The organism is Enterococcus sp. NBRC 3427 (assembly GCF_007996925.1).
Taxonomy (GTDB): domain Bacteria; phylum Bacillota; class Bacilli; order Lactobacillales; family Enterococcaceae; genus Enterococcus_B; species Enterococcus_B lactis.
The window spans coordinates 1-11,609 of record NZ_BJLL01000071.1 but is presented as its reverse complement, the minus strand read 5'-3'; the positions used below and the strand labels follow the sequence as shown (position 1 = coordinate 11,609).

9 protein-coding genes are annotated in these 11,609 nt (G+C 38.1%); 8 read left to right on the top strand and 1 reads right to left on the bottom strand.

The window, feature by feature from the left end; genetic code table 11:
* Positions 1 to 111 precede the first annotated feature (111 nt).
* Complete coding sequence (gene rnhC, locus ESP02_RS11920; RefSeq protein WP_025478443.1) at positions 112 to 1,029, bottom strand: ribonuclease HIII; 918 nt, start codon at positions 1,027 to 1,029, stop codon at positions 112 to 114.
* Positions 1,030 to 1,230: 201 nt separating this feature from the next.
* Between rnhC and zapA the strand changes: the two genes are divergently transcribed.
* The 8 genes from zapA to ESP02_RS11880 all read left to right on the top strand — a co-directional run bounded on the left by zapA (position 1,231) and on the right by ESP02_RS11880 (position 11,495).
* Positions 1,231 to 1,668 (top strand): cell division protein ZapA, encoded by a 438-nt coding sequence (gene zapA, locus ESP02_RS11915; protein WP_010732101.1) that lies wholly within the window; start codon positions 1,231 to 1,233, stop codon positions 1,666 to 1,668.
* A gap of 57 nt (positions 1,669 to 1,725) precedes the next feature.
* Positions 1,726 to 2,274 (top strand): CvpA family protein, encoded by a 549-nt coding sequence (locus ESP02_RS11910; protein ID WP_002373774.1) that lies wholly within the window; start codon positions 1,726 to 1,728, stop codon positions 2,272 to 2,274.
* A 142-nt stretch (positions 2,275 to 2,416) separates the two neighbouring features.
* The gene (locus ESP02_RS11905; protein ID WP_038398489.1) at positions 2,417 to 4,777 is read left to right on the top strand and encodes an endonuclease MutS2; all 2,361 of its coding nucleotides are present in this window, start codon (positions 2,417 to 2,419) and stop codon (positions 4,775 to 4,777) included.
* An 86-nt stretch (positions 4,778 to 4,863) separates the two neighbouring features.
* On the top strand, positions 4,864 to 5,178 hold the full coding sequence (gene trxA, locus ESP02_RS11900) for a thioredoxin (RefSeq protein ID WP_002290803.1): 315 nt from the start codon (positions 4,864 to 4,866) through the stop codon (positions 5,176 to 5,178).
* A gap of 181 nt (positions 5,179 to 5,359) precedes the next feature.
* A complete protein-coding gene (uvrC, locus tag ESP02_RS11895; RefSeq protein ID WP_002320257.1) occupies positions 5,360 to 7,138 on the top strand; it encodes an excinuclease ABC subunit UvrC in 1,779 nt (592 codons plus the stop codon).
* Positions 7,139 to 7,281: 143 nt separating this feature from the next.
* Positions 7,282 to 8,181 carry an ABC transporter ATP-binding protein gene (locus ESP02_RS11890; protein WP_002314648.1) on the top strand — a complete coding sequence of 300 codons (900 nt, stop codon included), beginning with the start codon at positions 7,282 to 7,284 and terminating at the stop codon, positions 8,179 to 8,181.
* The gene (locus tag ESP02_RS11885; protein ID WP_002373772.1) at positions 8,174 to 9,436 is read left to right on the top strand and encodes an ABC transporter permease; all 1,263 of its coding nucleotides are present in this window, start codon (positions 8,174 to 8,176) and stop codon (positions 9,434 to 9,436) included. Before ESP02_RS11890 ends, ESP02_RS11885 begins: the two co-directional genes overlap by 8 nt.
* A 160-nt stretch (positions 9,437 to 9,596) precedes the next feature.
* Positions 9,597 to 11,495, top strand: coding sequence for a fructose-bisphosphatase class III (locus ESP02_RS11880; RefSeq protein WP_025478442.1), 1,899 nt, complete (start codon positions 9,597 to 9,599; stop codon positions 11,493 to 11,495).
* Positions 11,496 to 11,609: the final 114 nt, after the last annotated feature.

Below are 11,609 nucleotides of genomic sequence, written 5' to 3'. Positions count from 1 at the left end.
AAAAATAGCTCCTCATATTTTGCCGTTTGTTGAGCTAATACCGAGGGTCAGATGATTGAACACCGTTGATTCGGAATAAGGGACTGTGACACGACTTTTGTCACAGTTCTTTTATTTTTTTAGTAGCTTCAACGCTTTTTCTGTATTGGCAAAGTGAAGTTTGGCATATTTTTCAAGCATAGGTATGCCGCCTTTTTCTAATAGTTTTGCCGCTATTTGATCAGATTTCGTTCCAGCTCCTGAGGGAAGGGTGATTCCAGCTTCAGCTGATGCTTTGTCTAACTCTTCTAAAAAGCTGGCACGACTGATGATAGAAGCAGCAGCAACAGCTAAATGATATTGTTCTCCTTTAGTAACGAAGTACAGTTTTTCTTGCAAGTGATTTTTTTCTAAACGTGCATATTTTTTAAAATTTGCTTCTGGCGTAAACTGATCGATCAAAATCGCTTCTGGTTTTTCTGGTGCGATTTTTTTTAGCAGTAAATGGATTGCTTGATTATGCAAAGCGACTTTCATCCGAACGGCATTGTATTTTGGCTGGATCTCATTGTATTTTTCTGGGGGCAAGACAAGTAGTTTGTAAGGGATAGTTTCTTTTAAGATATCAGCAAGTTGGATGATTTGGCTATCTTTTAACTCTTTTGAATCTCGAACACCAAGTTTACGTAATTCTGCAAGCTGATCACGTTTCACATAAGCAGCACATACTGTTAGTGGGCCGAAATAGCTGCCATTTCCGACTTCATCGCTACCTAAAACGGATAATTGACTGATATTTTTTGGCAAAGAAGAGACCGTTCTTGCTGGTTTGGCCTGTTTATCCTGTGCCTGTCCCCAGCGCTGAGCTTCCGTTTCTGCGTTTGCCCCTTGGAACATCACTTTTCCTGATGTGTAAGCAGTGATGGTCGTCCCGTCTTTTTTTGCAGCAAAGATAGTATAAGGAATCTGTTTATTTAACAAATAAGAGCGATAGTATGCTTTCATTTGACTAAGTTGGTCGTTCGTTGCTTTGATAATGACGTTGCTCATAAAATTCTCCTCGTTTTTATACATAAATCTATACCGCAACTCCTGACTTTTCGTTTTCTAAGAGGTTGCGAGACATAGCATTTTTTTAAAGTTTATCATATAATAGTTAAGTATGTGAAAAATATTTGTGGAGAACGGTGAAAGAACCAACTTCATGGTACACTAAATAAAACTTTCATCAAATAGGAGGAAATGATTCGTATGGCGCACGAAAAAACACGCTACAAAGCAGTGATTGCCAACCAAACATATACTATTATCGGACGGGAAACCAAGCATCATATGGATATCGTAACGAAGCTGATCAATGAGCAGTTAGCAGAATTGAAACAATTATCACCACAAATGGATAATGAACAAGCAGCGATCTTGATGGCTGTCAATGCGCTTTCGGATCAATTGAAGAAACAAGAAAGAATCTTGGAACTAGAAGAAGAAACAGCAGAATTAAAGAAAAAAATGATCAAATTTACAGAGCTTGAAAATCGCGTAAAACGCATGGAAGCAATCGAGAATGAAGCTCGAGAAGTACTGAAAGAAAATGGTCAAGCAGATCATACTATTAAAAATCATGTGGAAGCACAACAGATTTTAAATGAAAAACGAAAAGGACAAATCAAACAAAAATCTTCTAATTAAGATCCTTTTATCAAAATAAGAAAAATTTAAAAAAGTTAGAAGAGAAAGGAACGTAGCATGCTGAGTTTTCTGATTTTATTTTTATTGCTAATCGCGTTTTTTTCTGGAGCACGTCGCGGGTTTGCTTTACAAGTCATATTCGCAATCGGATATGTGTTGTCATTTATTGCTGCCCAGCATTTTTACAAACCATTAGCAAGTCATTTGGAATTATACATTCCATACCCAGCTGTCACTCCGACATCAAAATTAGCATTTTTTGATCAAGCATTTGCCTTTCACCTAGATGAAGCTTTTTATGCAGGAACGGCTTTTCTGATCATTTTGCTGATTGGCTGGCTGATCACCCGATTTGTGGGGGTCTTTGTCCATGGATTGACATATGTGCCGATCTTGAGACAGGTAGACTGGATTGCTGGAGGTATCTTGTCACTAATTATGGCTTACGTTACTATATTTTTGATTTTGCAGTTACTTGCCTTTGTTCCATTAGATGCGGTCCAAAATCAATTCGGCGAGCATAGTTTCGCTCGTTTTATCGTTGAGAGAACGCCCTTTCTTACCAACAAGATGTATGAGCTTTGGGTAACGAATATTTTGAATTAAGGGAAATAGGGCTAGAAAATATTTTTTAAGAAAAACTTTTACAAGAATGTTTCGTTTTTTGTACACAGTAGTTTATTTAAGAAGGCTGCGCAACGTATGTCCGGCACAGCCCTTTTTTCATAGTGAAAGATAAGGTGATAAAATGAATAACCGAATCCTTGAAACATTGGAATTTGAAAAAGTCAAACAGATGGTCAAACAATTTGTAGTGACTGCACAAGGAAAAGAAGAACTGGCAGAATTGGTACCAGTGAGCGAGGAACAAACGATCACAGAATGGCTTCAAGAAACTGAGGATGGATTGAAAGTACAACGTCTGCGAGGCGGGATTCCTATACCAAAACTTGAAAATATCCGCCCTCATATGAAACGGATCGAAATCGGGGCAGACTTGAATGGAGTGGAGCTTGCACAAGTTTCCAGAGTGTTATCTACGACAAGTGAATTGCATCGGTTCATTGATGATCTTTCTGACAGTGAAATCGAATTTGCGCGTTTGTATGTGTGGGCAGATCAGCTAGTCACGATTCCTGTTTTAAGTCGCCGTTTAAAGGAAGCAATTGATGAAGACGGACGCGTGACCGATGATGCTTCTCCTGAGCTAAAAATCATAAGACAGAACATTCGTCGAAGTGAACAAGCTGTTCGTGAACAGTTAGACGGAATCGTCCGCGGGAAGAACGCAAAATATTTGAGCGATGCAATCATCACCATGCGAAATGACCGCTACGTTATCCCAGTCAAACAAGAATACCGCGGTGTATTTGGCGGTGTAGTCCACGATCAAAGTGCTTCAGGACAGACTTTATTTATTGAACCAAAACAAGTGGTGGATTTGAATAATCGTTTGCGTCAATACCAAATCGCTGAACGAAATGAGATTCAACGTATTTTAAGTGAACTTTCTGCAGAACTTGTTCCACATCGTCAAGAAATCATCCACAATGCTTATGTGATTGGTAAAATGGACCTGATGAATGCAAAAGCACGATTTGGTAAAGAAGTAAAAGCCATCGTGCCGGGAATCAGTGAGGACAATCATGTCGTCTTGAAACAAGCAAGACATCCGCTGATTGATCAGGAAAAAGTAGTTCCTAATGACATCGCAATTGGAAAAGACTATCAAGCCATCGTCATTACAGGACCTAATACAGGTGGGAAAACGATCACGTTGAAGACTTTAGGTCTGTTACAGCTGATGGGGCAAGCAGGGTTGCCGATTCCTGCAGGAGAAGAAAGCCAAATCGGTATTTTTGGAGAAGTATTTGCGGATATAGGTGACGAACAATCGATTGAGCAAAGTCTATCGACCTTTTCTTCTCATATGACGAACACCGTAGATATTTTATCAAAAGTCAATGAAAAAAGTCTGGTACTATTTGACGAGCTTGGTGCAGGAACAGATCCACAAGAAGGTGCTGCTCTAGCCATCGCAATCTTAGATGATCTTGGTAAAAAGTCTGCTTATGTGATGGCAACTACGCACTATCCTGAATTGAAAGTTTATGGATACAATCGGGCAAATACGATTAATGCCAGCATGGAGTTCGATGTGGATACACTAAGTCCAACGTATCGTTTACTGATCGGTGTGCCTGGACGAAGCAATGCGTTTGAAATCTCCAGCCGATTAGGCCTTGATACAGATGTTATTAATGAAGCAAAGCAGTTGATGAATGATGAGAGCCAAGATTTAAATGAAATGATCACAGATTTAGAGAATCGCCGGAAAATGGCAGAGACCGAATATCTGGAAATGCGTCATTTTGTTTCTGAAGCACAAGAACTTCATAATGATTTGAAAGAAGCTTACAGCTATTTCTTTGAAGAACGTGAAAAAGAAATAGAGAAAGCAAAGAAAAAAGCAAATGAAGTCGTGTCAGAGGCGGAAGAAAAAGCAGAAAAAATCATTGCTGATATTCGTAAAATGCAACAGCAGATCGGGCAAGGAAATGTGAAAGAGCATCAGTTGATCGATGCAAAGACCCAATTAGCAAATCTACATCAAGAAGAAACATTGAAGAAAAATAAAGTATTGAAGAAGGCGAAAGAACAAAAAACATTGAAACCGGGAGACGAAGTGTTGGTTACGACTTACGGCCAAAGAGGAACGCTTTTACGTAAAAACGGGAATCAGTGGCAAGTAGAAATCGGTATACTAAAAATGAATGTGTCCGAAGACGAACTGACGCCTGTTGCTCCTCAAAAAGAGCCGACACAACGAGTTGTCCATGCTGTACGCTCTGAATCTAGCAGTCATGTGCCGAATCAATTGGATCTTCGAGGAAAACGATATGAGGAAGCGCTAAGTGAAGTAGATCAATATTTGGATTCTGCCATCCTAGCAGGTTATCCTCAAGTGATTATTGTCCACGGAAAGGGGACAGGCGCACTTCGCAAGGGAATTACTGATTATCTTAAAAACCATCGGAGCGTCAAAAGCTTTGAGTTTGCACCGGCAAATCAAGGCGGAAATGGTGCAACAATTGTTAAATTTAAGTAAAACTTACTAAAGGTAAGCAGATGGTTCGCTATCCAAGGATAGAAATGCTATACTGGTCATAGATTTTAAAAATGGAGGTCTTTGATATGTCACAAGTAATTACAGATAAGACATTTAACGAAGAAACAGACAAAGGACTTGTATTAATTGATTTTTGGGCAACTTGGTGTGGTCCATGTCGTATGCAAGCACCGATTTTGGATCAATTGGAACAAGAATATGATGAAGAAGAATTCAGAATTGCTAAAATGGATGTGGATGAAAATCCAGAAACTCCTCAACAATTCGGAATCATGAGTATTCCAACATTAATGTTGAAAAAAGATGGTCAAGTAGTAGAAAAAGCTGTTGGTGTTCATTCAAAAGAACAACTACGTCAAATGATCGATCAATATTTATAAAAGCTTAAAGCAAAAATAAGCTGAGGATGGGACTGAATTCAGTTCCGTCCTCGGTTTTTTTGCGGTTGAGTTAAGGTTATTCAAATTAACCTTTTTTGAGTATAATTACGTTGTCAGGCTGGATTGTTTTTTTGACAGTCATGCTATAATAACTTTAATTGAATATGAAGGGGAGTACCAGATGAACGAACGAATCAAAAACAAACTAGCTTTACTTCCTGATCAGCCCGGCTGTTACTTGATGAAAGATAAAAATGGAACGATCATTTATGTCGGAAAAGCCAAAATATTGAAAAATCGCGTCCGCTCATATTTTACTGGCAGCCATAATACGAAAACGGAACGGCTTGTTAGTGAAATTGAAGACTTTGAATACATCGTTACAGAATCGAATATAGAAGCCTTGCTCTTAGAAATCAATCTGATAAAGAAAAATGATCCTAAATACAATATTATGTTAAAGGATGATAAAACCTATCCTTTCCTTAAGATAACGAATGAAAAATATCCCCGTTTGGTGATTACTCGCAAAGTACTAAAAGACAAAGCACTATATTTTGGACCATATCCCGATGTCGGTGCGGCGAATGAGACAAAGAAGATCCTCGACCGATTATTTCCTCTGAGAAAATGCAAACCTAGTCAGACGAAGGAGCCTTGTCTTTACTATCATTTGGGGCAATGTCTGTGTCCTTATTATTTCGACGTAGATCCGAAAGTCTATACGAAAATCGTTGATGAAGTGAAAAACTTTTTAAACGGAGGACACGAAAAAATCGAGTCAGAGATCCATCAGAAAATGGTAAAAGCTGCTGAAAACATGGAATTTGAAAAAGCTGCAGAATACCGAGACCAGATCCGTGCCATCGAAACAATCATGACTCGCCAAAAAATGACAAATACTGATTTACTGGATCGAGATGTATTTGGTTATGCGATTGATAAAGGCTGGATGTGTGTCCAAGTGTTTTTTGTAAGACAAGGAAAGTTAATTGAACGAGATGTTTCAATGTTTCCTTTCTATAACGAAGCAGAAGAAGATTTTTTGACTTATATTGGCCAGTTTTATCAGGAAAATGAACATTTCATTCCTAAAGAAGTCTTGATTCCTGATACAATCGACAAGCCAAGTGTAGAAGCTTTGTTGGATACGAAAGTTCTACAACCGAAACGAGGCGAAAAGAAAAAATTAGTGGAATTGGCGAATAAGAATGCCTCAGTTGCTTTGAATGAACGATTTGATCTGATTGCTAGAAAGCAGGAACGGACGATCGGAGCAGTTGAACGTTTAGGAAACGCAATGAATATCCCGACCCCAATACGCATCGAATCTTTTGATAACTCCAATATCATGGGAACGAATCCTGTGGCTGCGATGGTCGTATTCATTGATGGAAAACCAGCAAGAAAAGAATATCGGAAATATAAAATAAAAACAGTCAACGGACCCGATGATTATGCATCAATGAGAGAAGTCATCTATCGCAGATATTCACGAGTGATTCGTGAAGGATTGCCTTTACCTGATTTAATCTTGATCGATGGAGGAAAAGGACAAGTCGATGTAGCAAAAGATGTCTTAGAAAATCAATTAGGAATCGATATTCCTATTGCTGGTATGGCAAAAAACGATAAACATAAAACAAATGAGTTGCTATTCGGTACAGATTTGGCTGTAGTACCACTTGAGCGAAATTCACCTGAGTTTTTCTTGCTCCAGCGGGTCCAAGATGAAGTCCATCGATTCGCGATCACTTTCCATCGGCAGCTGCGTAGTAAAAACAGTTTTGCTTCCCGATTAGACGAAATCGAAGGGCTAGGACCGAAACGAAAAAAAATGTTGCTTAAAGAGTTCAAATCATTGAAAAATATCACAGCAGCTACGATAGAAGAATTACAAGAAATCGGACTACCGAAAAATGTCGCACAAAACGTATTTGATAAATTACATCAGGAATGAGAAAAGGGCACTTTACAAAGAAAGTAAAGTGTCCTATCATTTTATTTACAACAACAAGAGGGTATATGTTTTGTTGGTAAATAATAAATCGCTTACATCTGGTGTCTTAGGATATATGGATTTATTGAAGAAGGAGTGAAGAAATGTTAGAAGTCAAGGATCTTGTTAAAACTTTTGGGAACTACACAGCTGTCGATCATGTCTCTTTCCAAATCCCAGACGGAAAAATCATGGGGCTGATTGGTCAAAACGGTGCTGGTAAGACAACGACTTTTCGTTTGATCTTGGATTTTTTGACACAAGACCAAGGAGAAGTGTTATGGAATGGTCATCATCTTGGGGAGAAAGATTATGATATCATCGGTTATCTTCCAGAAGAACGAGGACTTTATCCAAAAGTAACGATTCAAGACCAACTGCTTTATTTTGCAGAACTTAGAGGGAAATCAAGAAAAGAAATTGAACCAAAAATCGATTTTTGGATGGAAAAATTTCAGGTAAAAGGGAAAAAGACGGATAAAGTAAAATCTTTGTCTAAAGGGAATCAGCAAAAAGTCCAGCTCATCGCCACATTGATCCATGAACCTAAATTGATCATTTTGGATGAACCATTTAGCGGGTTAGATCCAGTAAACGCGGAATTACTGAAAGATGGAATATTGGAATTGAAAAAACACGGTTCGTGTGTCATTTTTTCTAGCCATAATATGGATAATGTAGAAAAAATCTGCGATCATTTGATCATGCTGCGAAACGGAAAAATGGTTTTGAATGGAAAAGTCCATGAAATCCGTGAATCATTTGGCCGTACGAAGTTATTCTTGGAATCTGGGTTAAGCCAACAGGAAGTAGAAGAAATCGAAGGCGTGAAAAAAGTGATCCTTCGTGAGGATAATACGTTAGAGATCACATTAGAGGATCCTGAAGCAGGGAAAGAAATCTTTACTCGTGCGACTCAATTCGGTTATATCCCTATGTTCAACCAGCAACCGCCAACTTTGGAAGAAATTTTCAAATTGAAAGCAGGTGAAATCGATGCGTAAGTTTTGGATTATTACCAAAGATGTCTATTTAAAAAATGTCAAGTCGATTTCTTTCTTGATTATGATATTAGTCCCTTTCATCATGCTAGGTATTATTTATGTAGCAGGAAACTTTGCCCAGCAAAATAGTGATGTCAATAAAATCGGCGTATTGGCTGATAATGAACAAATCAGTCAGCAAATGAGCCAAGTCAAAACAGATGATTTTGAGTTCAAAGCAGTGGATTCTGAAGAAAACGCACAAAAAGACCTTTCGAAAGAAAAAATTGATGCTTATTTAGTAGTCACAACTGATAAAGATAAGGTAAATGGGACGCTGTATAGCGAAAATTCATTGGGACAAAGTACACAACTGCTGATACAACAACAATTGACTGGCTTGCAATCAATGATTCGAGCAAGTGAATTAGGCATTTCTCCAGAAGAAGTGGCAAGTTTGAGCCAACAGGCAAGTTTAACTCGACAAAAAGTCAACTTTGATTCAAAAGGAAAAATGTCGGTAGGAGAAGATAATTCGACAGTCCAATATGTTGTCAGCTATGTGGCGACGATTGTCTTGTTCATTATCATTCTGACTTATGCACAAATCATTGCACAAGAGATTGCTTCTGAAAAAGGCACGCGGATCATGGAAGTGATCCTGTCCAGTACGACTGCACAAAAGCATTTTTACGGGAAACTAACTGGTGTTTTACTTGTTGCATTAACGCAAATGGCATTATACGGCATTATTTTTGGTGTAGGATACAATCAATTCAAAGATATGGAAATGGTCAAGAATATATTAGACGGTATCTCATTGGATAACTTGATTGGACCATTCTTGTGGTATTCTCTTCTATTTATGATCTTTGGCATTTTGATTTTTTCTGTTTTGGCAGCTTTATGTGGCTCTTTGGTCAACAAAGCAGAAGATACAGCAAAAGCAATTTTGCCAGTGACTTATTTATCTTTAGGCGGATACATGCTTGGGTTGATATTAGGTGCGTCAGATCCAAATAATATCGTTATTCGGATCACTTCGTATATTCCATTCCTATCTTCTTATATTATGCCGGTTCGCTTGGCAAATGAGACAGTCGGTATGGGTGGAGCATTGATTTCCTTGTTGGTACTTGTAGCCGTGACATTCTTATTGATGATTTTGTCTGCAAACATGTACAAATCGAATGTACTCGTTTATAGCGAAGGCGGATTATGGAGTTCATTGAAACAATCGATTTCAATTATGAGAAATGAACGAAAAAAAGCATAAAATATAGAAAAATATAGAAGGAAGCTGGACATTTATGGTTCCCAGCTTCTTTTTTGTATAGACCTATTTCTATTTTTTTATTATATTGGATATATATCCATTGAAAATAGTGTATAACAACTTTATAATGTTGGGTATACCAATTCTTGGAGGCGTTTTAATGGACCGCTATTTAGATTTACTTTCAGAGAAATTCCCCACAACGGAAGATGTCATCACGGAAATCATCAATCTCGAAGCAATTTTACAGCTTCCAAAAGGAACAGAGTTATTTTTGAGCGATATACATGGCGAATTTCCTGCTTTTGATCATATTCTGCGTATCGGTTCAGGAAATCTTAAAGAAAAGATCAAAGACCTTTTCTCTGAACAAATGACGGAAACGGAGATTAGCCAATTCACTATTTTTACGGCTTATCCAGAATATGCATTGACGACTGATTGGTACAAAAAACAAGATAAATCCCAGCTGATCCATCGTTTGATTGATCTTTTACGGTTTACGACAGTCAAATACACTCGATCAAAAGTTCGAAAAGGATTGCCGAAAGAATATAGCTATATCATTGAGGAACTCTTGTATATCGATGATCGTATCAATGGGAAAAAAGACTATGTAAAAAAAATCATTGAACAACTTGTCTTGATGGAGGAAGAAGAAAAATTTTTAACAAAACTTGCGCAGACGATCCAAAAATCTGTCATCGATCATTTGCATATCGTGGGTGATATTTTTGATCGGGGAACTCAAGCAGCCAAAGTAATGGATCGAATCATGGATTTTTCCTCTGTAGATATCCAGTGGGGGAATCATGATATTTTGTGGATTGGTGCGTATTGCGGCTCTGAGGCATGTTTATTGACGCTTTTACGGATTGCCGCACGCTACAACTATTTATTTGAATTAGAGAAAGAATATGGATTAAATTTACGTCCATTATTTTCTTTTGCCCATCAAACCTACCAGAAGAATCCTGTATTTACGCCTAAAAACAGGAAAGATCTATCTGAAAGAGAGCAAGAAGAATTAGAAAAAATCCATCAAGCACTTTCTATCCTCCAATTCAAATCAGAACATCAGTTGTTGGATCGACGACCTGAATTTAAAATGGACGATCGTAAATTGTTGGAAAAAATCAACTATGAGGAATCAACGATCGATTTAGAAGGTCAGCTCTATGAGTTGAAAGGGACTTGTTTTCAAACGATCCAGCCAGATGATCCTAAAAAGTTCTTGGAAGAGGAACAAAAAGTGATCGATAGTTTGATGTATTCATTCCAGCACTCATTAAGAATGCAAAAACACATGACGTTTTTGATCGAAAAAGGGGGAATGTATCTCACGAACAATCAGCATGTACTGTTTCATGGCTGTATACCTGTAGATGAAAAGGGGCAGCTCTTAGCATTTGAATTAGACCAATCTTATCGCGGAAAAGAACTACTGGGATTTTTTGAAAAACAGATAACTGAAAGCGCAAAAGATCTGACTGCAAAAGAAGATTTAGCGACTGATTTGATTTGGTATGCGTGGAGCGGGCCATTTTCGCCTTTATTTGGCAAGAGTAAAATGGCGACTTTTGAGCGCTATTTTCTCACAGAGCCTCATACGCACGTCGAAAAAAGCAATCCCTATTATCACTTGCGAGATGAAGAGTGGTTCAGTGAAAAAATTTTGGCAGAATTCGATGCAAAAGAAGAAGGTTCAGCAATCATCAATGGGCACACGCCGGTAAAAGTAAAAAAAGGGGAGTCACCGATCAAAGCAAACGGAAAAGCATTTGTTATTGACGGAGGTCTATCCAAAGCTTATCAAAAAACAACCGGGATTGCTGGCTACTCACTATTATGCAATTCTTACGGTTTCCAAATCGTGACACATTATCCGTTCTTGCCTATTGAACAACAATTTGCAAAAAAATCTGATCAAACGAATGTAAAAAAAGTGATCGAGCAGCAGCTCCCACGCAAACTTAATCGGGATACGACAAAAGGAATGGAATTACAGCAACAGATTACTCAGCTCCAAAGGCTGTTGGACTATCGAAAGGACGATTGAGAAAAATGCTAGCCAACATTGCTCAATAGACTAAAAAAGGACTGCAACAAAAGGCGTGTCGCAGTCTCCTTCGGTATTAGCTCAAAAAACGGTAAAATATGAGAAGCGATTTTT